This is a genomic window from Lysinibacillus irui, assembly GCF_028877475.1.
In the GTDB taxonomy this organism is placed as follows: domain Bacteria; phylum Bacillota; class Bacilli; order Bacillales_A; family Planococcaceae; genus Lysinibacillus; species Lysinibacillus irui.
On sequence record NZ_CP113527.1, the window covers coordinates 1,014,849 to 1,039,649 of the forward strand.

24 protein-coding genes are annotated in these 24,801 nt (G+C 37.6%); all 24 read left to right on the plus strand.

Annotation, left to right across the window (positions count from 1 at the left end; genetic code table 11):
* The first annotated feature begins 19 nt into the window (after positions 1 to 19).
* The 24 genes from flhA (at position 20) to OU989_RS04915 (ending at position 24,601) form a co-directional block, all read left to right on the plus strand.
* Positions 20 to 2,053: a flagellar biosynthesis protein FlhA gene (flhA, locus tag OU989_RS04800; protein ID WP_274795979.1), complete on the plus strand. Its 2,034-nt coding sequence runs from the start codon at positions 20 to 22 to the stop codon at positions 2,051 to 2,053.
* Complete coding sequence (gene flhF / locus OU989_RS04805) at positions 2,050 to 3,246, plus strand: flagellar biosynthesis GTPase FlhF (protein ID WP_274795980.1); 1,197 nt, start codon at positions 2,050 to 2,052, stop codon at positions 3,244 to 3,246. The genes flhA and flhF overlap by 4 nt, the downstream gene beginning before the upstream one ends.
* The gene (locus tag OU989_RS04810; protein WP_274795981.1) at positions 3,243 to 4,118 is read left to right on the plus strand and encodes a MinD/ParA family protein; all 876 of its coding nucleotides are present in this window, start codon (positions 3,243 to 3,245) and stop codon (positions 4,116 to 4,118) included. The genes flhF and OU989_RS04810 overlap by 4 nt, the downstream gene beginning before the upstream one ends.
* A complete protein-coding gene (locus OU989_RS04815) occupies positions 4,119 to 5,273 on the plus strand; it encodes a protein-glutamate methylesterase/protein-glutamine glutaminase (RefSeq protein WP_274795982.1) in 1,155 nt (384 codons plus the stop codon). It begins immediately after the preceding gene.
* A gap of 15 nt (positions 5,274 to 5,288) precedes the next feature.
* A complete protein-coding gene (locus tag OU989_RS04820) occupies positions 5,289 to 7,346 on the plus strand; it encodes a chemotaxis protein CheA (protein ID WP_274795983.1) in 2,058 nt (685 codons plus the stop codon).
* A 27-nt stretch (positions 7,347 to 7,373) separates the two neighbouring features.
* Entirely contained in the window at positions 7,374 to 7,820 is a 447-nt protein-coding gene (locus tag OU989_RS04825; protein ID WP_274795984.1) for a chemotaxis protein CheW, read from the plus strand.
* A gap of 9 nt (positions 7,821 to 7,829) precedes the next feature.
* Entirely contained in the window at positions 7,830 to 8,462 is a 633-nt protein-coding gene (locus OU989_RS04830) for a chemotaxis protein CheC (protein ID WP_274795985.1), read from the plus strand.
* Complete coding sequence (locus OU989_RS04835) at positions 8,462 to 8,968, plus strand: chemotaxis protein CheD (RefSeq protein ID WP_396631730.1); 507 nt, start codon at positions 8,462 to 8,464, stop codon at positions 8,966 to 8,968. The genes OU989_RS04830 and OU989_RS04835 overlap by 1 nt, the downstream gene beginning before the upstream one ends.
* Positions 8,968 to 9,330, plus strand: coding sequence for a hypothetical protein (locus OU989_RS04840; protein ID WP_274795986.1), 363 nt, complete (start codon positions 8,968 to 8,970; stop codon positions 9,328 to 9,330). The genes OU989_RS04835 and OU989_RS04840 overlap by 1 nt, the downstream gene beginning before the upstream one ends.
* Positions 9,331 to 9,694: 364 nt before the next feature.
* Positions 9,695 to 10,096, plus strand: coding sequence for a nucleoside deaminase (locus tag OU989_RS04845; RefSeq protein WP_274795987.1), 402 nt, complete (start codon positions 9,695 to 9,697; stop codon positions 10,094 to 10,096).
* 19 nt (positions 10,097 to 10,115) lie between these two features.
* Positions 10,116 to 11,339: an amidohydrolase gene (locus OU989_RS04850; RefSeq protein ID WP_274795988.1), complete on the plus strand. Its 1,224-nt coding sequence runs from the start codon at positions 10,116 to 10,118 to the stop codon at positions 11,337 to 11,339.
* A gap of 28 nt (positions 11,340 to 11,367) precedes the next feature.
* The gene (locus OU989_RS04855; RefSeq protein WP_274795989.1) at positions 11,368 to 12,588 is read left to right on the plus strand and encodes an amidohydrolase; all 1,221 of its coding nucleotides are present in this window, start codon (positions 11,368 to 11,370) and stop codon (positions 12,586 to 12,588) included.
* 698 nt (positions 12,589 to 13,286) lie between these two features.
* Entirely contained in the window at positions 13,287 to 14,057 is a 771-nt protein-coding gene (locus OU989_RS04860; RefSeq protein ID WP_274795990.1) for a FliA/WhiG family RNA polymerase sigma factor, read from the plus strand.
* A gap of 23 nt (positions 14,058 to 14,080) precedes the next feature.
* Positions 14,081 to 14,389, plus strand: coding sequence for an RNA polymerase subunit sigma (locus tag OU989_RS04865; protein ID WP_274795991.1), 309 nt, complete (start codon positions 14,081 to 14,083; stop codon positions 14,387 to 14,389).
* A gap of 9 nt (positions 14,390 to 14,398) precedes the next feature.
* Entirely contained in the window at positions 14,399 to 14,977 is a 579-nt protein-coding gene (locus OU989_RS04870) for a hypothetical protein (protein ID WP_274795992.1), read from the plus strand.
* 156 nt (positions 14,978 to 15,133) lie between these two features.
* Positions 15,134 to 15,853, plus strand: a complete 720-nt coding sequence (rpsB, locus tag OU989_RS04875; protein ID WP_274795993.1) for a 30S ribosomal protein S2 — start codon at positions 15,134 to 15,136, stop codon at positions 15,851 to 15,853.
* A 98-nt stretch (positions 15,854 to 15,951) separates the two neighbouring features.
* Complete coding sequence (gene tsf, locus OU989_RS04880) at positions 15,952 to 16,839, plus strand: translation elongation factor Ts (RefSeq protein ID WP_274795994.1); 888 nt, start codon at positions 15,952 to 15,954, stop codon at positions 16,837 to 16,839.
* Positions 16,840 to 17,055: 216 nt separating this feature from the next.
* On the plus strand, positions 17,056 to 17,781 hold the full coding sequence (gene pyrH / locus OU989_RS04885; RefSeq protein ID WP_274795995.1) for a UMP kinase: 726 nt from the start codon (positions 17,056 to 17,058) through the stop codon (positions 17,779 to 17,781).
* Complete coding sequence (gene frr, locus OU989_RS04890) at positions 17,781 to 18,338, plus strand: ribosome recycling factor (RefSeq protein WP_274795996.1); 558 nt, start codon at positions 17,781 to 17,783, stop codon at positions 18,336 to 18,338. Before pyrH ends, frr begins: the two co-directional genes overlap by 1 nt.
* 296 nt (positions 18,339 to 18,634) lie before the next feature.
* Positions 18,635 to 19,429, plus strand: coding sequence for an undecaprenyl pyrophosphate synthase (locus tag OU989_RS04895; protein WP_274795997.1), 795 nt, complete (start codon positions 18,635 to 18,637; stop codon positions 19,427 to 19,429).
* The gene (locus tag OU989_RS04900; protein WP_274795998.1) at positions 19,426 to 20,226 is read left to right on the plus strand and encodes a phosphatidate cytidylyltransferase; all 801 of its coding nucleotides are present in this window, start codon (positions 19,426 to 19,428) and stop codon (positions 20,224 to 20,226) included. Before OU989_RS04895 ends, OU989_RS04900 begins: the two co-directional genes overlap by 4 nt.
* A gap of 61 nt (positions 20,227 to 20,287) precedes the next feature.
* Positions 20,288 to 21,433 (plus strand): 1-deoxy-D-xylulose-5-phosphate reductoisomerase, encoded by a 1,146-nt coding sequence (gene dxr, locus OU989_RS04905; protein ID WP_274795999.1) that lies wholly within the window; start codon positions 20,288 to 20,290, stop codon positions 21,431 to 21,433.
* Between the two features lie 46 nt (positions 21,434 to 21,479).
* Complete coding sequence (gene rseP, locus OU989_RS04910) at positions 21,480 to 22,745, plus strand: RIP metalloprotease RseP (protein ID WP_274796001.1); 1,266 nt, start codon at positions 21,480 to 21,482, stop codon at positions 22,743 to 22,745.
* Between the two features lie 149 nt (positions 22,746 to 22,894).
* On the plus strand, positions 22,895 to 24,601 hold the full coding sequence (locus OU989_RS04915; RefSeq protein WP_274796003.1) for a proline--tRNA ligase: 1,707 nt from the start codon (positions 22,895 to 22,897) through the stop codon (positions 24,599 to 24,601).
* The last annotated feature ends 200 nt before the right edge of the window (positions 24,602 to 24,801 follow it).

Consider the following 24,801-nt stretch of genomic DNA (forward strand, 5'->3'; position numbering starts at 1 on the left):
TTTAGTAGGAGGGACACAAATGAAAGTTCGCGATATTGGGGTTTTAGGTGCGGTTATTTTAATCGTTGCGATGCTCATCATCCCTCTTCCTCCGTGGATGTTAAGTTTCTTAATTGTCATTAATATTACATTAGGATTAATTGTACTGCTAACAGCAATGAGCATGAAGGAAGCATTAGATTTTTCAATTTTTCCTTCAGTAATATTACTGTTAACTTTGTTCCGGTTAGGATTAAGTGTATCCACAACTCGTGCCATTCTAGCGAATGGTGATGCAGGATCTGTCGTTGAAACATTCGGTGATTTCGTAGTTGGAGGAAATATTCTTGTTGGTTTAGTTGTCTTTTTAATTCTAGTGTTAATTCAGTTTATTGTTATTACAAAAGGTGCAGAGCGGGTAGCTGAAGTTGCAGCACGTTTCACACTTGATGCAATGCCTGGTAAACAAATGAGTATTGATGCTGACTTAAATGCAGGGATTATTTCCGAAAAGGAAGCACGTGAACGTCGTGAAAAAGTATCAGGAGAAGCCGACTTCTATGGAGCGATGGACGGTGCTACAAAATTCGTAAAAGGGGATGCCATTGCCTCGATGGTAATGGTTATTATCAACCTATTATTCGGTATCATCATTGGGGTTGTCCAAATGGGGCTTCCATTTGCGGAAGCAGCAACTCATTTTTCTAAGCTAACTGTTGGTGATGGTATTGTATCCCAAATTCCGGCCTTGCTTATTTCAACAGCCACAGGGATAGTTGTAACACGTGCATCTTCTAAAGGGAGTCTTGGCCAGGACATTACAGGACAATTATTTGCCCAAGCTAAGCTTCTTTATGTAGCTGGTGGTACAATTGTATTACTTGGTTTATTTACGCCAATTCCGGATTGGATCACACTTCCAATCGGAATTGCTCTAATAGCAGGAGCTTATATGATGGGGCGTAAGAAGCCAGAGGACGAAGAGGAATTACTTGAAATTGAGGAAGAAGTGGCAACAGATGGCATGAAGAGCCCTGAAAATGTTGTGAATTTATTAAATGTGGACCCTATCGAATTTGAATTTGGTTATGGATTAATTCCTTTAGTAGATGCTGCACAAGGTGGAGATTTATTAGATCGTGTCATCATGATTCGTCGACAGCTAGCATTAGAATTAGGAATTGTCATTCCAGTTGTTCGTATTCGTGATAATATTCAACTTCAACCAAATGAATATCGAATCAAAATAAAAGGGAACGAAATGGCACGTGGTGAGCTTTTATTAGATCATTACTTAGCGATGAGTCCAGGCGATGATGATTCTATTGAAGGTATTGATACGGTTGAGCCATCATTTGGACTACCAGCTAAATGGATTACAGAGCAAGTAAAAGAAGATGCAGAAATGTATGGTTATACTGTTGTGGATCCACCAAGTGTGGTGTCAACACACTTAACAGAAATTATACGAGCAAATGCTCATGAGTTACTAGGACGTCAAGAGACAAAGCAGCTAATCGATCATTTGCGCGAAACGCATCCAATTTTAGTAGAGGAATTGACGCCAACTCCTTTATCTACTGGAGAAATTCAAAAGGTACTTGGCAAGCTACTTCGGGAAAATGTATCTGTCCGTAACTTACCAATTATTTTTGAAACACTTGCTGACTATGCAAAGTTAACGAGTGATACAGATATTTTAACAGAGTATGTTCGTCAAGCATTGGCTCGCCAAATTACGGCGCAGTATGTTGGAGATAGCTCAGCATTAAAGGTTATTACGGTGTCAGGTAAGGTAGAAAAAATGATTGCTGATAGTATTCAGCAAACGGATCATGGGAATTATTTAGCAATGGATCCTCAAGATTCTCAAACAGTTTTAGAGACTATTGCAGCAGAGGTAGAGCGTGTTTCCTTTATGGAGCAATCCGCTATTATTTTATGCTCTCCAGCTGTTCGTATGTACTTACGTCAACTCACGGAGCGTTATTTCCCACAAATTCCGGTTTTATCCTATAATGAGCTGGATGCTTCGGTCGAAATTCAAAGTGTTGGAGTGGTGAATGTTCAATGAAAATGAAAAAGTATTATGCATCATCCATACCAGAAGCGATGAAGCAGGTGCGGGCAGAATTAGGTGAGGACGCAGTCATTTTGAATTCAAAAGTAGTCATTAAAAAGAAATTTTTCGGTATGATTAAACAGAAAAGTTTTGAAGTGGTTGCAGGAGTGGATGCAATGGAGCCAAATCAAGTAGCTCCAGCACCCTCACCTGCTGTATTACCTGTAGCTCCGAAAAACAATGCAAGGCTACAAGAGATTACTGATGCTATTCAAGCAAAAATTCATCAAGATCAAATACCGCAGGATGCAGCTGTACTAGAGGACACTAGCATGTCTGAAGAATTGAGGAAGGAAATTGCTGATTTAAAATCTTTAATGCAATCCATGCATAAAAAGACTACCCAAGCTCAATATCCCGATGAACTCTTACCCTTCATTGAATACTTAAGACAGCAAGAGCTAAGTGAAGAGCTCATCACAACGATAGGTGATGAGCTTTTTATGCATTTTAAAGAAGCGTCAGAAATAAATTTCTCACAATGTAAAATGATTACGAAAAATTTACTACGTAAAAAGTTAGAAGTTCTTCAAGTAGGGGGATTATCCTACGAAAGAAAATATATCAATGTTTTAGGACCAACAGGTGTTGGAAAGACAACAACCATTGCCAAAATGGCAGCTAGAGCTGTGTTAGAAAAAAAGAAAAAGGTTGGCTTTATCACGACTGACACATATCGAATTGCTGCAATAGAGCAGCTAAAAACATATGCTGGGCTTTTACAGGCACCTGTCGAAATAGCCTATAATGCCACAGATTTTGAGCAAGCCGTGCAAAAGTTATCTCATTTAGATTTAGTTTTTATTGATACAGCTGGCCGAAATTATAAAGAAGTTAAATATGTGGAAGATCTCCAGCGTCTCATAAAATTTGATGATCAAGCAGAATCTTACTTAGTCCTTGCCATGACAACGAAAGAAAAGGATATGGAAAACATTGTTGACCAATTTAAACAAGTACCGATTGAAAAATTTATTTTCACTAAGATTGATGAAACAAATTCTATTGGCACTATGATCAATTTAATGATTAAATATAATAAAGGACTTGCTTACTATACGAATGGTCAAGAAGTACCAGAAGATATTGAGGAAGCTGATTTAGAAGCAGTGCTTAATTTGTTTTTTCAAGGTGAAGAAAAATGAGAGACCAAGCTGAAGCATTACGCTTGAAAATGATGAAACAGCAAGGCGAACTAGGTAGAGCAATTGCAATTGTTAGTGGGAAAGGTGGGGTAGGTAAAAGTAACTTCACAATGAATTTTGCTATGACTTTAGTCCAAAAAGGTAAAAAAGTTGCCGTTGTTGATATGGATATTGGGATGGGGAATATCCATATTCTAATTGGAAGAAATGTTTCTAATAGTTTAAAAGATTACCTAGAAGGAAATAAGCAACTTGATGAGGTCATATTTGAAGGACCCTATGGTTTAAAATATATTTCAGGTGGATCAGGTATGACAAGCGTACTTGAGTGGTCACATAGTATGTTTGAGCGACTTATTCTTGCATTTGAACAGCTTCAAAAAAACTATGATTATATTTTATTTGATATGGGGGCTGGTGCGACAAATTGGTCGCTAGACTTACTAACATCCATTGATGAAATTATTGTTATTTCAACTGCGGAACCTACCTCTATAACAGATGCATATTCCATGATGAAATATATACATGTTCGAGATCCAGAAAAGCAGTTTTATACTCTCTGTAACCGTGCTTTTAGCAAAGAAGAAGGAATAGAAACGAATGAACGATTAAAGGTAACGATGAAACGTTTTTTAGACAAAGAGATAGAAACTCTTGGTTCTTTACCTGAGGATCCAATTGTGCGTAAGGCCGTGCGTGAGCAAGTACCATTCTCTCTTGCTTACCCAGACGCACTCATTTCAAAGACATTACAGCTCATTGTTGTACGATTTATAGAGCATCGTGTGGAGGAAATACATGCACATGATCAAGCAGCAAAAAAATTTATAACAAAACTCAGAAGTATTTTCTCGAAAGGGCGTGATTAATTGGACTTTTTACATAAAAGCAAGCTATTAGTTGTGGATGATTCTGCTTTTATGAGAAAGCTAATTAGTGACTTTTTTGTTGGCAACTCGAAGGTAGAAGTTGTTGGAACAGCACGGAATGGAAAAGATGCGATCAAAAAGATACAATCGTTGAAGCCTACAGTTGTGACAATGGATATTGAAATGCCCGAATTGAATGGGCTCGATGCTTTAAAAGAAATTATGAAACAATGTCCAGTTCCCGTAGTAATGCTCTCGAGTACCACACAGCGTGGGACAGAAAATGCGATAGCAGCAATTGAGAGTGGTGCAGTAGATTTTGTCGCAAAGCCAAGCGGAACTATTTCTCTTGATTTACATAAAATCCAAAATGAGCTCGTTCGTAAAGTGGAGCAAGCTGCTATGGTGCCAATTTCCAAATTGAAAAAACCTTCTGGTAGTAAAAGACAACAAGAACCAGTGACAAAGGCGAGTACCGTAATAAATGAATTACAACAGGTTGGACGAGCACATACTCCTGCAAATTCTACTGCTACTAAGGTAGCGGTAACAAGGCCACAGGTAGAATGGAGTAAAGTTGGGAAAAAAATTGTGCTAATTGGTACGTCCACCGGAGGACCTCGTGCACTTCAGGAGGTTGTAACTAAAATCCCTAAATCCATCCAAGCACCTATATTAATTGTTCAGCATATGCCTGCTGGATTTACTAAATCACTTGCTACTCGTCTCGATCAGCTGAGTGAAATTACTGTAAAGGAAGCTGAACAGGGAGATATATTGCAAAATGGAGTGGCCTATATTGCACCAGGTGGTTATCATATAAAACTCAGAAAAGTAGGGACGACTTTTGGTATTGTTCTAGATAACCAAGAACCACCAAGATCAGGCCATCGACCTTCTGTTGATGTGATGTTTGAAGATGTTAGTCAGTTTAACGATTTTGATAAAGTAGCAGTGATTATGACAGGTATGGGTCATGACGGTTCTAACGGATTAAAGATATTAAAAAGTACTGGTAACGTTATTGCAATTGCAGAGTCATCAGAAACATGCATTGTATATGGTATGCCAAAAGCAGCGGTTGAAACGCAACTTGTAGATGAAGTTGCAGATGTAGATGATATTGCACAAACAATAATGAAATATTTGCCTTAAAAGGGGTGTCCTCTTATGGAAGTCAATCAATATTTAGAGATGTTTATTGAAGAAAGTAAAGAGCATTTACAAGCGTGTAGTGAACATTTATTAGAATTAGAAAAAAATCCAGAAGACTTAGCAATTGTTGGGGAAATCTTCCGTTCAGCCCATACGTTAAAAGGTATGTCTGCCACAATGGGATTTGAAGATTTAGCTGATTTAACCCATAAAATGGAAAATGTATTAGATGCTATTCGAAATGAAAAGATTTCTGTAACACCTGAAATTTTAGACGTTGTCTTTGAATCTGTTGATCATTTAGAAGAAATGGTGATGGATATTGCGAACGGCGGTGATGGAAAACGTGATGTTTCATCAACGGTTGCGCAGCTTAAACGGATTGAATTAGGTGAGGAAGCAGTAGCTGAGGTGGTAGCAACAGCCGTAGCACCAGCTGTAGAAAGTGTTTTAGAATATGATAGTTTTGAACAAACAGTTATTACTCAATCATCTGAACAAGGCTTTAATGCTTATGAAATTTCAGTTACGTTACGTGAGGATTGCCTTCTAAAGGCTGCACGTGTATTTATGGTATTTGAGATTTTAGAAAAAGATGGGGATGTCATTAAATCAAGTCCATCGGTTGAAAAACTTGAAGATGAACAGTTTGATCAACAATTTTATGTTGCATTTGTCACAAAAGAATCAGCAGAAGATATGCAGAAAAAGCTGATGAAAGTTTCAGAGGTTGAGGAAGTTGTTGTGACAACTATTGACCAAAAGAAATTTAGTGAAAAAGAATATGAAGCTCAACAAGAAATAGCTGCAACGGCCACTGCGGTAGTTGAGATGGAGGCTACACCTACTAAAGCCGAACCAGTTGCAAAGCCAGCTAAATCAGCAGCTCCTAACAAGGCTGATAAAACACATGCACCAGTTGGGAATAAAACAATTCGTGTAAATATTGAACGACTTGATATTTTAATGAACTTATTTGAGGAGCTAGTCATTGATCGTGGTCGCCTTCAATCTATCGCTACAGAAGTGAATCATGGAGAACTCAATGAAACAGTTGAGCGAATGAGTCGTGTAATGGGTGATTTACAAACAATCATTTTAACGATGCGCATGGTTCCAGTCGAAACTGTTTTCAACCGTTTCCCAAAAATGATTCGTCAACTATCGCGTGACTTAAATAAGAAAATTAACCTTGAAATTATTGGTGCTGAAACTGAATTAGATCGTACGGTTATCGATGAAATTGGTGATCCGCTAGTCCATTTAATCCGTAATTCTGTAGACCATGGAATTGAGAATCCAACGGCTCGTCGTGCAAAAGGCAAGCCAGAGGAAGGAACGGTGGTATTACGTGCATACCATAGTGGTAACTACGTCTTTATCGAGATTGAAGATGATGGTGCAGGCATCAATCGTGAAAAAGTACTAGCGAAAGCTATTTCAAAAGGCATTGTGACACAAGAACAATCTTATTCAATGTCTGATCAACAAATCAATGAGCTTATTTTAGCTTCAGGCTTCTCGACTGCAGATGTTATTTCAGATGTGTCTGGTCGTGGGGTAGGATTAGATGTTGTGAAAACAACGATTGAATCATTAGGTGGCAATATTTCAATTGAATCTACACAAGACGTTGGATCTATCTTTTCAATTCAATTACCACTGACATTATCTATTATTTCAGTAATGCTTGTGGAAATTGAAAAGGAAATTTATGCAATTCCGCTGTCGTCTATTATTGAAACATCTATTATCCGTTCATCAGAGATTATGAATGCACATAATCAAAAAGTAATCGACTTCCGTGGCAAGGTTGTTCCTTTGGTATTTTTAGAGGAAATCTTTGAAGTTCCACGTAAAGCACCGCAAGAGGAAGAATTCCATTCAGTAGTAATTGTCCGCAAAGGTGAAAAACTTGCTGGTTTAGTAGTGGATTCTTTCATTGGCCAACAAGAAATTGTCTTGAAGTCATTAGGAAATTACTTAACAAATATCTTTGCGATTTCCGGTGCAACTATTTTAGGTAATGGTAAGGTAGCCTTGATTGTAGATTGCAACGCACTAATTAAGTAAGGTGAATGAATAAGAGAGGTGTAAAGTATGACAAACGCAGTGGAACAAGAAAGTATAAAAGTTATTGTTTTTCAACTAGCTGATAAAGAATATGCAATTCCTGTATCCCATGTCCAAGGAATAGAAAAATTAATGCATATCACACGTGTGCCGAAAACAGCGAAATATGTCAAAGGTGTAATCAATCTACGTGGGGTTGTAACGCCGATAGTGGATTTACGAGAACGTTTTGAATTACCGATTTCTGATCATGAGGAAACAACACGCATTATTATTATTTCATTAGAGGATATGGAAGTAGGCTTTGTCGTAGACTCAGCTAACGATGTGATTGATATTCCTGCAAGTGCTATTGAACCACAACCAGAGGTTGTTGGATCACTTGAAGAGGAATTTATTTCAGGAGTAGCTAAAGTAGAAAAACGATTATTAATTTTATTGCATTTAGAAAAAGTATTAAATCCACTAAAGTAGGGATCGATAATGACATTTAATCAAAAGATTACATCACTACATTTAGATGTATTAAAGGAAATTGGAAACATTGGTGCTGCGCATGCCGCGACAGCACTTTCCAATTTACTTGGGAAAAAAATTGATATGCGGGTACCAAAGGTAGAAATGGTGTCCTTTAACGATATGATGGAGTTGGCTGGCGGATCAGAAAATGTCGTTGTTGGTATTTATCTTCGCATTGAAGGTGATGCAGAGGGCAGTATGTTCTTTATTTTACCTATCGAACAAGCTAACCGCTTTATTCGTCGTCTTATTTTCGATGACTCATTTGACTTTAAAAAACGACCTGTTTCAGATTTAGGTTTATCTGCTATGCAAGAGATGGGGAATATTTTATCTGGCTCCTATTTATCTGCTCTTTCGGACTTTACTAATTTAAAAATTTACCCGACTGTGCCCGGTCTAAGCGTTGATATGTTTGGAGCTATTATAAGCATTGGTTTAATTGAATTATCACATGTGAGTGATAATGTTATTGTTATAAATACATCCATTTTTGAAGAAGGTGTGGAAGACCACGAAACAGTGAGAGGTCATTTCTTCCTACTACCAGATCCTGACTCTTTCGATGCAATTTTTAAATCATTAGGGGTTTCATGATGATGTTAAGCAGTAGTAGTGGACAAGTGATTAAAGTGGGAATTGCACAAATGGATGTAGTAAAACTTCCTAACACAATTCGAACTTCTGGTCTTGGTTCTTGTGTTGGCGTTATTTTATATGATGAGTCAAAAAAAATTGCTGGTTTAATCCATGTGATGTTACCAGATTCAAATTTAGGCAGAGCAGAGTCAATCAATGTAGCAAAATTTGCTGATACGGGTATTGCTGCAATGATTGATTTATTGAAGTTAGAAGGCGTTCAAAAATTTAAACTAAAGGCAAAAATTGCAGGGGGCGCGCAAATGTTTCAATTTACGTCTGATAAAGATACAATGCGCATTGGTCCCCGTAATGTAGAAGCTGTCAAACAGGAATTAAAGAAGCACAGCATTCCTTTAGTGGCCGAGGATACTGGTGGAAATAGTGGTAGAACGATTGAATTTAATCCTGCAACGTCAATATTACATATTCGAACAGTTAACCAAGGAGTGAGCGAAATCTAATGTTTGGTTCTATATTTTATAATCTCTGGGGAGCTTTAATTGCCTTTTCTCTTTATTTTTTTAGCACTTTTCTAAAACCGTATACTCCTCTGCGAATTATTATCGGCTCATTTATTGTAGCAATAATTGTATTTTTATTGATGTATATAGTGCGTTTTTTAATTGCTTACATCATGTTTACCCCAGAGGTAAATGAGGAAGTAGATGAAAGTGATTTAGGGGAAAATGGACTTGATTCAGCGAAAGAAGCAGAAACTCCAGCAGCTAATTCAACGGTAGAATTTCAAGATGAGAATTCTGAAGAAATTGCACAAGTAGTACGAACAATGATGAATCGAGAAGAACAACAAGTGAATGCATAAAAGAGAGTCGCGAATAGCGGCTTTTTTTTATTGGTCTGTATAGGCTTTATTATATGAAAAACATAAGTAAAACTAATTTTTTTTATATTATTCATATATGCAGTCTTCGTGTTAGCATATTGTACAAAGGATATAGCTTTTAATCAGAAAACTTCAAATTATAAAAAGATTTGACGTTTATCATAGAATGAGTCCTTGTAATCACTTCTTGAAAAGGGCTATGAAAAGGACAAGGATGCCATTGTTTGTACCGTAAAAAGACGAAATGTTTTGACTAGAAATTTTTCAGGGCATCTTTTTTTATCATCATTTGGAATGAAGAGGCAGTGGAATAGCGAATTTCGCATTTCTAGGAGGGAAAGATATGAAACGGCAAGACTTTATGAAACAAGTGCTTGACTTAGCGCGGGAAAATGAAAGTACGAAACATGGTGCTCCTTTTGGCGCCATTGTAGTAAAAGATGGCCAAGTGATAGGGTCTGGCGTGAATGAAGTGACAGTTACCAATGATCTAACGAATCATGCAGAGATTCAAGCAATAAGACAAGCTTGTCATACATTGAAAACGACTAGTTTAGAAGGTTGCGAAATGTATGCGAGTACTGAACCGTGTCCTATGTGTTTAAGTGCCGTCTATTTTTCTAAAATCTCAACTGTTTATTTTTATAATGCTAGTAACCCTAGTCAAGATTATGTCTACAATCAACTATCTTTACCCCCAAAAGAGAGAGCCATTCAAATGGTTCAACTAGTTAATCTTCAATAAATTTTAGGAGGTTCAATGAATGACGCCAACAGCATATTGGTTAATAAATGTACGATTAGAAACGGCTTATCATTACGATAAGGGGACTGTTACAGGAACCAAAACAGCTCTTTTTAATGTTCTCATTGAAAATGGGGAAATAAAGCAGATAATTAGTGGAGATCAGCCGCTAGAAACGGATTTACCTAAACGAGATGCACGAAGTTATTTAATGCTTCCTGCTTTTAGAGATATGCATATTCATATTGATAAAACATATTTTGGCGGGCCGTGGAAGGCTCCTTCGATACCAACAGAAGGTCTTATCACAAGGTTAAAAGAAGAAGAGGTACTACTTCCAAGCTTATTGCCTGTTGCAGAGGAACGAGCGAAAAAGTTATTAGATTTACTTTTACACGCTGGTTCAACACATATTCGGACGCATTGTAATATCGATCCGTTTATTGGTTTGAAAAATCTAGAAGCTGTGTTACGAGCAAAAGAGGCCTTTCGAAATAAGGTAGCTTTAGAGATCGTGGCTTTCCCACAGCATGGGTTATTGCGTAGTGACTCCGTTTCTTTAGTAAGAGAAGCATTACGTAGTGGAGCGTCACTAGTAGGTGGCGTAGATCCAGCGACAATCGATGAAAACATTGAGAAATCATTACAAACGGTAATGGAGCTAGCAGTGGAAGCAAATGCAAATGTTGATTTACATATCCATGATCCAGGTCATTTAGGCATCTTTACCTTTAAACGATTAGCAGCCTTAACCGAGGAAGCAGGGTGGCAGGGAAGGGTGACAATTAGTCATGCGATGGCTCTTGCGGATGTTTCTAGGGAAGAGGCAACTGAAGTAGCAGCGTTGCTAGCGTACCATAGTATTGATATTACCTCATCAGTTCCAATAGGTCAGACAATTCCTATTCCATTATTAGATCAAAAAGGAGTACAAATCTCTTTAGGAGATGATAGTATTACGGATCACTGGTCGCCATTCGGTATGGGTGACAGCTTAGAAAAAGCAGGAACACTAGCTGAACGCTTTGGTTTAAGTGATGAACATTCACTTGCTCAAAGTCTAAAGTATATTACTGGAGGCGTGACACCTTTAAACAGTGAGGGACAACTTGTTTGGCCGAATATTGGAGATGAAGCGGATGTTGTTTTTGTTGAAGCAACTTGTTCAGCAGAAGCAATAGCAAGAAGAGCAAGACGAGTGGCAGTACTCTTTAAAGGAAATGTCGTTTCAGGAGAACTTTAATTTTTGAAAAAGAAGGGATCGTTATAGAATGAATTCTACTTTCTGGTTAACTAATGTACGTCTTGAAACGGGTTATCAAATTGAAAATGGAATGGTTTGCAAGACAAATACGGCTTGTTCTCATCTCTTAATCAAAGATGGAAAAATCGCAGAAATAGTTTCTGCTGATAGTCGATTACATGATGATTTCCCGAAAAACGATATGAAACAATTATTAGCACTACCTTCATTTATAGAAAAACATTGTCATCTGGACAAAACACTCTTAAGCGATCAATGGCGCGCAGTCACACCTGCTAACAATATTTTTGAACGCTTTGAGATTGAAAAAGAGGTGCTGCCAACATTGCACACAACCACACAACAACGTGCAGAGGAGCTACTGGCTCGTTATGTGCAAGCCGGCGTGACACATGTCCGTACGCATGTGGATTTATATCCTGAGGTAGGCTTGAAAAATTTAGAGGAAGTTCAAAAAGCTTTAAATACATTTGAAGGAAAGCTGTCCTATGAAATCGTTGCCTTTCCACAACATGGGCTCTTACGAACGAAGGCAGCAAATTTAGTAAGAGAGGCCCTCCATATGGGTGTCGACCTTGTAGGAGGGGTTGATCCTGCTACAGTTGATGGTGATATTGAAGCCTCTCTACAACAAATGGTGGAACTAGCTGTTGAAGGAAATGTAGGGATTGATTTGCATTTACATGATCCAGATCAACTGGGGACATTTACAATGAAACGATTAGCCCAATTGACTAAAGAAGCTGGTTTACAAGGCAAGGTAGCGATTAGTCATGCATTTGGATTAGGAGATGTTTCTAAAGCCGAGGCAGAAGAAATGGCAGATATTTTATGTGATGCGGGCATCACGATTGTGACAAGTGTTCCTTTACGTAGAAAATTCCCACCTGTTGGTTTATTACACAGTAAAGGAGTACCTGTTGCGATTGGTTGTGACAATATCTTTGATGTTTGGTCACCATTTGGTAATGGGGATTTATTAGAACGAGCAGGCCGTTTGGCAAAAAGTTCAGGATGGGGAAATGAGCGCTCATTAGCACAAACGCTCCATTTTATTACAGGAGGAAAAACACCGCTTAATCAAGCTGGCGAACAAGTATGGCCAAAAGTAGGAGATAGCGCAAACATAGTATTAGTTGAGGCTTCTTGCTCTGCTGAAGCAATAGCCCGCAGATCTCGCCGCATGGCCACTATTTTCAATGGTAATATTGTTTCCAATACAATTTAACATTTGATGATGGGATGGCACACCTAAATTCCAGTAAAATAGCCATCCCTTACTCATTTGTTCTTAATATTTTAATAGTTTGTAGGACAAGGTGGAAAAACATGTAGGGCTCTACATTTTGGATAAATGCTCTATTAGAAAGGGCTCTCACTATGAGAATAGCTTAGCAATCGAGACTATTACAGAAAAGGTACATATATTAATTGACAATGGCTTAATTACTTCTATTGTTCCTGTTACTACGCTATATTGTAATATTTAGAGAATATACGTTGAAACTTATCAAACTTTTAGCAATCATACCGTTTATTGGACTTCTTGTTGTCGTACCATTTGTTAATAGAGGAGAGCCATTTATTTTAGGACTGCCTTTCTAAATTAAAGTTTAATCATTTCATCAGAATAAGAACTGTATCCAACACGTTCATCATAACGAGGATACAGTTTTTCTATGTAAATAAAAACTAAAGGAATATATTAGAGACTAAGAGAAACAAATGAAATTATAGTCGATTCTTGTTATAATATAGGAAAGATGGCAACAGCTTATTGATTTTTTTGCTTTTCGGGGTTCACGTCTAGATTAACTTTAATGTGGATTTAAAAACCGAGAAATCCTGTTGAATGAAAAATTTTAGGAGCGCATGTAGTCAGTGGCAAACGGGCGTGTAAAAGCGTTTTTTAGAGAGGTGGATTTCATGACACAACCAATTCTGAACGATGAGCAAAAACTATGGAATCGATGGATACATGAGCGTGATCCAGATGCTGGTGATTTACTTATAAAAAAATATATTTCTTTAGTGTCTTATCATGTCCAACGTATTGGTGCTGGTTTACCAAAGAGCGTTTCACGAGATGATTTAACGAGTTTAGGTATGGTAGGACTTTTTGATGCTTTAAATAAGTTTGATATCAACAGAGATTTAAAATTTGATACATATGCTTCGTTTCGAGTGAGAGGAGCAATCATAGATGGTCTACGTAAGGAAGACTGGTTACCGCGTTCTGCGCGTGAAAAGGCCAAAAAATTAGATGCTCAAATTGAGCGATTAGAACAAAAATATATGCGTCATGTAACACCTGAGGAACTTGCGGAGCATATGAATGTACCAATTGAAGATGTTTATCAGACGGTGCAGGAGCACTTTTTTTCCAATGTTCTTTCCATTAATGAACAACAAGATCAGGAAGAAGTAGAAGGTAAGTCATTTGTTATTCGGGATGATACGACAAAAACACCCGAACAAACTGTTATTAAAGCAGAGTTGCTAGAAGATTTGGCTGAAAATATTCAAAAGCTCAATGAAAAAGAACAACTTGTACTTAGTCTATTTTACACAGAGGAATTAACATTGACTGAAATTGGCGAAATGCTTGAGCTATCAACATCACGTATTTCTCAAATTCATTCAAAAGCGCTATTAAAGCTAAGAAAGCTATTATCTAGTGAAATGATTAATGCGTAAATATCCTTAGGGGAGAGATTCCAATGAGTTTAAAAGGTGTCGAATTGCAAATTGCTATTCCAAAAACATTTGAAGCTGGAAAAATCGCAGATCAGGCTCAGCAACAAGTATCAGCCCAACAAGCACATGCAAATGAAGCATTAAAAAAGGAAGTAGAACGCAAGCAGAAAATTGTCAATACATCAGAAGGTATGGACGAAATTAGTGAGGATGAAGATGCAGGTGGGGAATATTTAAAGGGTATTTATAAAAAGAAGAAAAAGAAACGGGATCAACAAGAAAAACAGGCAAAGCATCCGTTTAAAGGCAATTTCGTGGATTTCAGTGGATAGGAGTTTACAATGACAACCATACTAATAGCGGTACTATTCTTTTTACAGTTACTTTCATTTTACTTCCTTATTATTTTAAATACAAAGCTAGCAAAGTTTAAAGATTTGGAAAAGAAACAAGAACGCTTAATGCGGGAAATGGACGATACGATTAGTGTCTATTTAACTGAAATGAAAGATGAAAATGATCGTCTTATTAAAGAATTACAAAATGTTTCTCAACCAGAAGTAGCGGCGGGTAGCATGCTGCAAGCAGAACACATTAGAGCACCAAAGGAAAGGGCATCTTCACCAGCAGTACAAGAGTCTCATAGTGATAGTTCTCTAAATTTAGATAAAGAATCTCGTAGCTATGTGCCTAAAAATGTTGTAGCGAATGCTTATTCCCGTCAGCAGCATACAAGTTCAAAAAGGATGCAATCAGCCTCGCTACCAAAAGTAGAGGAGCAAAAGAAACTTGAAAAAGTACTGACAGTGGAACAACAAGCTTTAGAATTAGCAAAGCAGGGTAAATCAACAGAGGAAATAGCGAAACAACTACAAAAGGGCAAAACAGAAATCGAGCTTTTACTGAAATTTCACTACTAAATTGTTGCGAATCAGTTAAAGCTATGATATAGTTGCAAATGGTGTTATTACTACACACGCATTTTGATGTAGTAAGTGGTGCTCTAAGCTTAGGGTAGCTTGTTGCAGATGATAAATGCGGAGGATAAAAACCAAACATACTAGGAGGAAATTCACATGTCAGTAATTTCTATGAAACAATTACTTGAAGCTGGTGTACATTTCGGTCACCAAACTCGTCGTTGGAACCCAAAAATGAAGAAATATATCTTCGTTGAACGTAACGGGATCTACATCATCGACTTACAAAAAACTGTTAAAAAATTAGAGGAAGCTTATGACTTCATGCGTCAAGTTGGTCAAGACGGTGGTAAAGTTCTTTTCGTTGGTACGAAAAAACAAGCACAAGAAGCGATCAAAGACGAAGCTGAACGTTCAGGCAACTACTACATCAACCAACGTTGGTTAGGTGGTACTCTTACAAACTTCGGTACAATTCAAAAACGTGTTGCACGTATGAAAGAAATCGAAAAAATGGAAGAAGAAGGAACTTTCGAAGTTCTTCCTAAAAAAGAAGTAATCCAACTTAAAAAAGAACACGAACGTCTAATCAAATTCTTAGGCGGTATCCGTGATATGCACGATCTTCCAGACGTAATGTTCGTGGTTGACCCACGTAAAGAACGTATTGCGGTTGCTGAAGCTCGTAAATTAAACATCCCTCTAGTAGGTATTGTTGATACTAACTGTGATCCAGATGAAATCGACTACGTAATCCCTGCTAACGATGATGCTATTCGCGCTGTTAAACTTTTAACTGCAAAAATGGCTGACGCTTTAATCGAGTCAAAACAAGGTGAAGAAGAAGCTCCAGCTGTAGAAGCTGCTGCTGAGTAATTCACGTTTACAAAAAGGTGATAAGTGGCTCAAAACCCTTATCACCTTTTTTAGAACCTATCATTAATAGTTCAACCAATTTGAGGAGGAAACACTAAATGGCAAACATTACTGCACAATTAGTAAAAGAATTACGCGAAAAAACTGGCGCTGGTATGATGGATTGTAAAAAAGCGTTAGTACAAACTGATGGCGACTTAGAAGCTGCAATCGACTTCCTACGTGAAAAAGGTCTTTCTTCAGCTGCTAAGAAAGCTGACCGTATCGCTGCTGAGGGTACAACTTACATTTTAGAACAAGGTAACGAAGCAATTATCCTAGAAGTAAATGCTGAAACTGACTTTGTTGCTAAAAACGAAAAATTCCAAGTATTAGTTGCTTCTTTAGCAGAGCAATTACTTGCTGCTAAACCAGCATCAGTAGAAGCTGCATTAGAACTTGTAAATGCTGAAGGTGTAAAAATTGAAGATCAAATTTCTACAGCTGTTGCAACAATTGGTGAAAAAATTACACTTCGTCGTTTCGAAATCAAAACTAAATCTGATGCAGATGCATTCGGTTCTTACTTACACATGGGCGGCCGTATTGGTGTATTAGTAACTTTAGAAGGTTCTACTGATGCTGCAGCTGCTAAAGATGTTGCTATGCACATCGCAGCAATCAACCCAACTTATGTTTCTCGTGATGAAGTTTCAGCTGAAGAAGTTGAACGTGAGCGTAAAGTATTAACTGAACAAGCTCTTAACGAAGGTAAACCAGAAAACATCGTTGCTAAAATGGTTGAAGGTCGTCTTGGTAAATATTTCGAAGATGTTTGCTTACTTGATCAAACATTCGTTAAAAACTCAGATCAAAAAGTACGTGACTTCGTAGCTTCTACTGGTGGTTCTGTAAACGGCTTCGTACGTTACGCTGTAGGTGAAGGTATCGAAAAACGTGAAGATAACTTCGCAGAAGAAGTAATGAGCCAAGTTAAAGGTAACTAATTTAGCTTGCATTTGATACTAATCAAATAATATCTAGATTTTCTAGACAAAAAATGGGGAACACAACATAGCGTGTTCCCTATTTTTCCGAAATGCACGAAAAAAATGCATATAATTTTCTATTCTGCCTTATTCACAACTAGCAATTATTGTTAGATATACTATAATGGAAAAGAGAATAGAGAGGTTTTAAATAAAGTCTTACGGAGGTTTACAATGAGTGTGCCGCAATATAAACGAGTAGTTATTAAATTAAGTGGTGAAGCGTTAGCTGGAGAAGCGGGCTTCGGTTTATCACCAAAAATAATCAAGGCTGTTGCAGAAGAAGTAAAAGAAGTAGTAGATCTTGATGTAGAAGTTGCTGTTGTTGTTGGTGGCGGTAATATATGGCGTGGGAAAATTGGTAGTGAAATGGGAATGGATCGTGCAGCAGCCGACTATATGGGGATGTTAGCAACAGTCATGAACTCTCTTGCTCTACAAGATGCTCTTGAAAAATTAGGCATTGAAACACGTGTTCAATCTTCTATTGTGATGACACAAGTAGCAGAGCCATACATTCGTCGTAAAGCAGTTAGACATTTAGAGAAAAAACGTGTTGTAATCTTTGCAGCAGGGACAGGTAATCCGTTCTTCTCTACTGATACGACGGCCGCATTACGCGCAGCAGAAATTGATGCAGATGCGATTTTAATGGCTAAAAACAATGTCGATGGCGTTTATTCGGCAGATCCAAAAGTGGATGAGACAGCCATTAAATATGATACACTCACATACTTAGACGTTATCCAACAAGGCTTACAAGTAATGGATTCAACGGCTTCAACTTTATGTATGGATAACGATATCCCGCTAATTGTTTTCTCAATTACGGAGCCAGGTAACATTAAACGTGCTGTACAAGGTGAAAAAATCGGAACAGTTGTTAGGAGGAATGCATAATGACTAAACAAGTATTAGAACAAGCAAAAGAAAAAATGAATAAAACAATCGCAGCTTTCACACGTGAACTAGCATCTATTCGTGCAGGCCGTGCAAACGCATCTTTATTAGATCGTATTATGGTTGACTATTATGGTGCACCAACACCAATTAATCAACTTGGTGGTGTATCAATACCGGAAGCTCGTTTATTAGTAATTACACCTTACGATAAAACAATTCTAGGTGATATTGAAAAAGCAATTATGAAATCAGATATCGGTATCACACCAACAAATGATGGTTCTGTTATTCGTTTAATGATTCCAGCTCTAACGGAAGAACGTCGTAAGGAGCTAGTAAAGCAAGTGAAAAAAGAAGCGGAAGATGCAAAAATCGCTGTACGTAATGTTCGACGTGATGCAAATGATGATTTGAAAAAACTTGAAAAAGCTGGCGAAATCACAGAAGATGATCTACGAGGCTACGGTGATGATATCCAAAAGTTAACAGATGAATTCATTGTGAAAGTAGATCAAGTAGCGAAAGATAAAGAAAAAGAAATTTTAGAGGTGTAAACGACACGATTTACATGTCTTGATGGAACTTTTTGAGGAGATGAAGGCGTCCTATACATAACAGGACGTCTTTTCTCTTTATTGTTCATAGCGATGTGCTGATAAAGAAATTTAGAAAAGATCATTTATGACACAATCATCAAATTTTTAACAAACTCATTCTTTAATATGTGTATAGTTCTAAAATAAGCTAGTACATACATAGTCAATTTAGAGGGGAAAAAAAAGACAAAAAGCGCTTTTGTTTGTTATGATAGGTTAGTATACGTCCGATTAGTTGTAGTGGGGGAGTTAGCATGTTTAAAAAGCTATTAGGTAAACAAATAAATATGGATACACTATCATTGGAGGAGCGTGTGGACCTTGCTAAAAGCGAGCCGATTCCTGCCCATGTAGCGATTATTATGGACGGAAATGGACGTTGGGCGAAAAAACGAGCGATGCCACGTGTTGCTGGTCATCATGAAGGAATGAAGACAGTACGTAAGGTAACAAGATTTGCGTCAGACCTAGGTATTAAAGTCTTAACCGTATATGCATTTTCTACGGAGAATTGGAAGCGACCAAAGCCAGAGGTGGATTTTCTTATGCGACTACCAGTTGAGTTTTTAGGTTCCTTTCTACCAGAAATGATGGAGCGTAATGTACGTGTCGAAATGATTGGAGACCCATCTTTATTGCCTGCCCATACGCAAAAAGCATTGTATGAGGCAATGGAAGAAACGAAACATAATACAGGGCTTATCTTAAATTTTGCGCTAAATTATGGCAGTCGTTCTGAAATGGTCAATGCCATGAAAATGATGCTTCAAAAAGTGCAGGACGGTCATTTAACGATGCAAGACATAACAGAAGATTGCTTAACCTCTCATTTGATGACGGCTCATCTGCCTGAACCAGATCTATTAATTCGTACAAGTGGTGAAGTACGATTAAGTAACTTTATGTTATGGCAGCTCGCCTATACAGAATTTTGGTTTACAGATACATTGTGGCCAGATTTTAGCGAGGAAAACTTACTGGAAGCGGTCGAAAACTATCAGAAACGTAATCGCCGTTACGGTGGGTTGAAGGGAGAAGAAACAACTTGAAACAACGAATTATCACGGCAATAATTGCAGCAGCACTTTTCATACCATTCGTTATTTATGGTAAAGTACCGTTCACAATTCTTGTGCTTGCAATGGCTATTGTTGGTTTTTATGAAATATTAAAAATGAAAGGTATCTCCATTTTTTCTGTACCAGGTTTCTTAGGTTTAGTAACCTTAATTTTGCTTGTCATTCCGGGGAACTGGAGTGACAAGCTTGTAGAGACAATTGGCTATTCGTCTAATTTAATGGTAGTCTATGGCTTAATGATGCTACTACTTATTTACGTGGTCCTTGTAAAAAATAAAATCACTTTCGACGAAGTTGGCTTTATTTTATTAGGTGCATTTTATGTAGGGTTAGGATTCCATTACTTAATTGAAACAAGAAATGTTGGATTAGAGTATGTTGTCTATTGTTTATTAGTTGTATGGACAACAGATTCAGGTGCCTATTTTGTAGGACGAAAACTAGGTAAAAATAAGTTATGGCCAGAAATCTCACCAAAGAAAACAATTGAAGGTTTTATAGGTGGCATTGTTATTGCAGTCATATTTGCAATTGGTATGCAACTTATCTATCCATTTGCAAATGGTTATATCTCACTTGTCTTTGTCACGATTTTTGCCTCCATTATTGGTCAAATGGGCGATCTGGTAGAATCGGCTATCAAGCGTCATTTTGATGTAAAGGATTCAGGTAATATTTTACCAGGGCATGGTGGAATTTTAGATCGCTTTGATAGTCTACTATTTGTCGTGCCTCTGCTCCATTTTTTACATTTGTTCAATAATTAATCATTACGTCGAGACATCTTGTGAAATCATTTGCTTAGATAGAAAAAGGGGACAACTTGTTGTGAAAAAAATTAGTTTATTGGGTGCAACTGGTTCAATCGGTTGGCAAACCTACGATATTTTAAAAGATCAACGTGATGCCTTTCAATTAGTGGCATTTTCATCAGGAAGAAACATTGAAAAAACTAGAGAAATGATTGAAACATTAAAGCCTGAGCTAGTGTCTGTGCAGCTTGAAGAAGACGCATGTTCACTTGCAAAGGAGTATCCTCAAATCCAGTTTACATTTGGGGCAAAAGGACTTGTTGAAGTTGCGACACATCCGGAGTCCACAGTTCTAGTCAATGCAGTGCTTGGAAGTGTGGGACTAGAATCAACATTAGCAGCTATTCGTATGGGAAAAACAATTGCTATTGCTAATAAAGAAACACTTGTAACGGCTGGTCATTTAGTGATGGCAGAAGCTAAAAAACACAAAGCAACTATTTTACCTGTTGATAGTGAGCACTCTGCAATTTTCCAATCAATGAATGGAGAAAACCCTAAAAATATTGAACGTCTAATTATTACGGCTTCAGGTGGTAGCTTCCGTGATAAGACTCGAGATCAATTAAAGCATGTTACGGTTGCTGATGCACTAAATCATCCGAATTGGTCTATGGGTGCAAAGATTACCATTGATTCCGCAACAATGATGAATAAAGGGTTAGAAGTCATCGAAGCACATGTATTATTTGATATGCCGTATGATAAAATCGATGTACTTTTGCATAGAGAAAGTATTATTCACTCTCTAGTTGAGTATCATGATACTAGTGTCATTGCTCAGTTAGGCACACCAGATATGCGAGTACCAATCCAATATGCTTTAAGCTACCCAGATCGTATACCGTTACATAATGGTCAGCGGCTAAATTTAGCACAAATTGGTCAGCTCCATTTTCAAGAGATGGACTTTGAGCGTTACCCAGCTTTGCGTTTAGCGTATGAGGCTGGACGTATGGGTGGTACTATTTTAACAGCAATGAATGCAGCAAACGAAGCAGCAGTTGCAGCCTTTTTACAAGGAAAAATCACATTCCTTGAAATTGATGAGACGATTGAACGTGTGATGCAAGCGCATCAAAACATTGCAGTACCAGATCTACAAACAATTTTACATGTGGACAGTGAGACAAGAAAAATAGTGTTAGACATGGTAAAATAACGAGAGCAATGTATCGTTAACTAATCGCTATTAAAGGTGGGGTATTATGCAAACAGCCATTGCATTTATATTAATATTTGGTATGCTCGTCTTCTTCCATGAACTTGGACATTTCTTATTCGCTAAACGTGCAGGTATCTTAGTACGTGAATTTGCCATCGGAATGGGTCCCAAAATTTATGGGAAAACGCATGGAGAAACAATGTATACTATTCGTTTATTGCCTATCGGAGGATACGTACGTATGGCCGGCGAGGATATGGATGGTACTGAATTACAGCCAGGCTACCGAATAGGACTCATTGTAAATGAGGATAATATTGTTAAAAAAATTATTTTCAATCAAAATAATAAGCAGCTACCAGATTTATTATTTTTAGAAGTTGAGCGTGCTGATTTAGAGAAGGACTTGTTTGTAGAGGGCTATGATGAAGAAGAGCGCCTAGTTCGCTATCAAGTAGCAAGAGATTGTGTTCTCGTGGAAAATGGTCGTGAACTGGTCATTGCACCGCATGATCGTCAGTTTAATGCAAAAACAGTTGGTCAACGAGCGATGACAATCTTTGCTGGTCCATTGTTTAACTTTATTTTGGCATTTGTTATTTACTTAGTGATTGGATTAATCCATGGTGTCCCAACATACGAGCCTATCATCACTGAAGTAGTTGAAAATGATCCTGCTGCACAGGCAGGAATGCTTGCAGGGGATAAAGTAACGGCCATTAATGGACAAGTTGTTGAAAAATGGCAGGATTTAGCTGCCATCGTTCAAGACCATCCGAACGAAGATATTAAGGTGACTGTTGATCGAAATGGACAATCCGTTAACTTGAATATGACAGTAAAAGAAGTCCAACAACAAGATGGCGAAAAATATGGACAAATTGGTGTTCGTTATGAAAGCCCAAGAGAATTTAATCCATTAAAAGCTGTTGTATATGGAGCTCAAGAAACTTATAATATGACCGTTAAAATTTTTGAACTGCTAGGTATGCTGATTACAGGTAAGTTTACCATTGATGCACTTTCAGGTCCGGTAGGTATTTATAAAGCAACTGAGCAAGTAGCCCAGTATGGTATTATGAACTTAATGAATTGGGCAGCCATGTTAAGTATTAACTTAGGGATTATGAACCTACTTCCATTACCTGCACTTGACGGTGGTCGTTTATTATTCTTTGGCTTTGAAGCTTTACGAGGAAAACCAATTGATCGTCAAAAAGAAGGAATTGTTCATTTTGTAGGAATTGTGCTACTAATGATCTTAATGGTGGTCGTTACATGGAACGATATACAAAGATTCTTCTTTTAATATTGATTAGCTATTCCGATAAATTACAGTTAAATGAAGTTTGATTTTCTAGCTTTGAGCGCATTTTCTATGAAACATTGCGCTCAAAGCTAAATTTGTTTATGCTATTGAGAGTATAAACTTATCTATTGAAAAAGGTGGAACACTGAATGAAGCAAAGTAAAACATTTATCCCAACGTTACGTGAAGTACCTGCTGATGCTGAGGTAAAGTCACATAAGCAATTACTACGTGCAGGGTTTATTCGTCAAAATACAAGTGGGGTATACTCGTATTTACCGCTTGCAAAACGTGTCTTAACAAAAATTGAAACAATTATTCGTGAAGAAATGGAAGCGATCAATTCAATTGAGCTTTTAATGCCATCACTACAATCTGCAGAGCTTTGGCAGGAGTCAGGTCGCTGGGAAAAGTACGGTCCAGAATTAATGCGCTTAAAAGATCGTCATGATCGTGATTTCGCCTTAGGACCAACACATGAAGAAGTGATTACCACTTTAGTGCGTGATGAAATTAAATCCTATAAAAAATTACCGTTAACATTGTATCAAATTCAAACAAAGTTCCGTGATGAAAAACGTCCTCGCTTTGGCTTACTACGAGGAAGAGAGTTTATTATGAAAGATGCTTATTCTTTCCATGCATCACGAGAAAGCTTAGATGAAACGTATGAAGATATGTATCGTGCATATTCTAATATTTTCTCTCGTTTAGGCTTAAACTACCGTGCTGTTATTGCAGATGCGGGATCTATCGGTGGGAAAGGCACACATGAATTTATGGTGCTTTCTGAAATTGGAGAAGATACGATTGCCTATTCAGATTCATCTGATTATGCGGCTAATATTGAAATGGCTGAAGTAATTGTCAACTATCAACCTTCTGATGAGGCTTTAAAAGAAGTTGAAAAAGTAGCTACCCCAGATCAAAAAACAATTGAAGAAGTATCAGCATTCTTAAAAGTAGAGCCTGCCAATGTCATTAAATCTTTAGTTTTTGACGTGGATGGAGAGCTTGTTGTGGTCCTAGCGCGTGGGGATCATGAAATCAATGATATTAAATTGAAAAATGCACTTGAAGCAGGCTCTGTGGAACTAGCAAGTGAAGCAGCAATTCGTGACTTATTAGGCTGTGGCGTGGGTTCAATTGGACCTGTGAAATTACCTGTCGATGTAAAAGTAGTTGCAGATCATGCGATTAAATCAATTCGTAATGGTATTGCAGGTGCAAATGAGGATGGATTCCATTTAGTAAATGTCAACCCAGAGCGCGATTTTGCTGTGAATGATTATTTAGATATTCGTTTTATTCAAGAGGGAGACCCTTCTCCAGATGGACAAGGTATTATCAAATTTGCGGAAGGTATTGAAGTTGGTCATATTTTCAAATTAGGTACTACATACTCTGCTAAAATGAATGGTACTTTCTTAGACGAGCAAGGGAAGGCCCAACCATTTATTATGGGTTGCTATGGTATTGGTGTTTCTCGTATTTTAGCTGCTGTAGCTGAGCACTTCCAAGATGAAAATGGCTTTACATGGCCAGCACAATTAGCACCATACGATATTCATGTTGTTCCTGTTAATACGAAAGATGAGGCACAGGTTGCTTTAGCAGATGAGCTATACGGCTTATTAAAATCATATCGTTATGATGTTCTTTTAGATGATCGTGCTGAACGTGCGGGTGTAAAATTTGCTGATGCTGATTTAATTGGTTTACCTGTTCGTGTAACAGTTGGTAAAAAAGCAACTGAAGGTATTGTAGAAGTGAAATTCCGTCAAACAGGTGAAACGTTTGAATGGAAAAAAGAAGAAGTAATTGATCACTTAAACGAATTTTTCCGTAAAAATTAATGGTTTATTACTGGGCGGTTATAACTGGAAGTCAATGCTTTTGATAGAGGCTTTCGTATAATTTTGATAAGATAGATATAAATAAATTCGCGACACTTCTGCGGGACAGTGAGCCAAGCAAGATAGAACAGATGGTACAAACTCTGTTAAACTTGAAGAGCGCCCGCAGTGAGGGAGCGAATTTTTTTCTTGAATTCTCG

Bases quoted from the DNA above. Each gene is read 5' to 3' on its own strand.
- flhA (WP_274795979.1), top strand. From the start codon at position 20: ATGAAAGTTCGCGATATTGGGGTTTTAGGTGCGGTTATTTTAATCGTT.
- flhF (WP_274795980.1), top strand. From the start codon at position 2,050: ATGAAAATGAAAAAGTATTATGCATCATCCATACCAGAAGCGATGAAG.
- OU989_RS04810 (WP_274795981.1), top strand. From the start codon at position 3,243: ATGAGAGACCAAGCTGAAGCATTACGCTTGAAAATGATGAAACAGCAA.
- OU989_RS04820 (WP_274795983.1), top strand. From the start codon at position 5,289: ATGGAAGTCAATCAATATTTAGAGATGTTTATTGAAGAAAGTAAAGAG.
- OU989_RS04825 (WP_274795984.1), top strand. From the start codon at position 7,374: ATGACAAACGCAGTGGAACAAGAAAGTATAAAAGTTATTGTTTTTCAA.
- OU989_RS04830 (WP_274795985.1), top strand. From the start codon at position 7,830: ATGACATTTAATCAAAAGATTACATCACTACATTTAGATGTATTAAAG.
- OU989_RS04835 (WP_396631730.1), top strand. From the start codon at position 8,462: ATGATGTTAAGCAGTAGTAGTGGACAAGTGATTAAAGTGGGAATTGCA.
- OU989_RS04840 (WP_274795986.1), top strand. From the start codon at position 8,968: ATGTTTGGTTCTATATTTTATAATCTCTGGGGAGCTTTAATTGCCTTT.
- OU989_RS04845 (WP_274795987.1), top strand. From the start codon at position 9,695: ATGAAACGGCAAGACTTTATGAAACAAGTGCTTGACTTAGCGCGGGAA.
- OU989_RS04850 (WP_274795988.1), top strand. From the start codon at position 10,116: ATGACGCCAACAGCATATTGGTTAATAAATGTACGATTAGAAACGGCT.
- OU989_RS04855 (WP_274795989.1), top strand. From the start codon at position 11,368: ATGAATTCTACTTTCTGGTTAACTAATGTACGTCTTGAAACGGGTTAT.
- OU989_RS04860 (WP_274795990.1), top strand. From the start codon at position 13,287: ATGACACAACCAATTCTGAACGATGAGCAAAAACTATGGAATCGATGG.
- OU989_RS04865 (WP_274795991.1), top strand. From the start codon at position 14,081: ATGAGTTTAAAAGGTGTCGAATTGCAAATTGCTATTCCAAAAACATTT.
- OU989_RS04870 (WP_274795992.1), top strand. From the start codon at position 14,399: ATGACAACCATACTAATAGCGGTACTATTCTTTTTACAGTTACTTTCA.
- rpsB (WP_274795993.1), top strand. From the start codon at position 15,134: ATGTCAGTAATTTCTATGAAACAATTACTTGAAGCTGGTGTACATTTC.
- tsf (WP_274795994.1), top strand. From the start codon at position 15,952: ATGGCAAACATTACTGCACAATTAGTAAAAGAATTACGCGAAAAAACT.
- pyrH (WP_274795995.1), top strand. From the start codon at position 17,056: ATGAGTGTGCCGCAATATAAACGAGTAGTTATTAAATTAAGTGGTGAA.
- frr (WP_274795996.1), top strand. From the start codon at position 17,781: ATGACTAAACAAGTATTAGAACAAGCAAAAGAAAAAATGAATAAAACA.
- OU989_RS04895 (WP_274795997.1), top strand. From the start codon at position 18,635: ATGTTTAAAAAGCTATTAGGTAAACAAATAAATATGGATACACTATCA.
- rseP (WP_274796001.1), top strand. From the start codon at position 21,480: ATGCAAACAGCCATTGCATTTATATTAATATTTGGTATGCTCGTCTTC.
- OU989_RS04915 (WP_274796003.1), top strand. From the start codon at position 22,895: ATGAAGCAAAGTAAAACATTTATCCCAACGTTACGTGAAGTACCTGCT.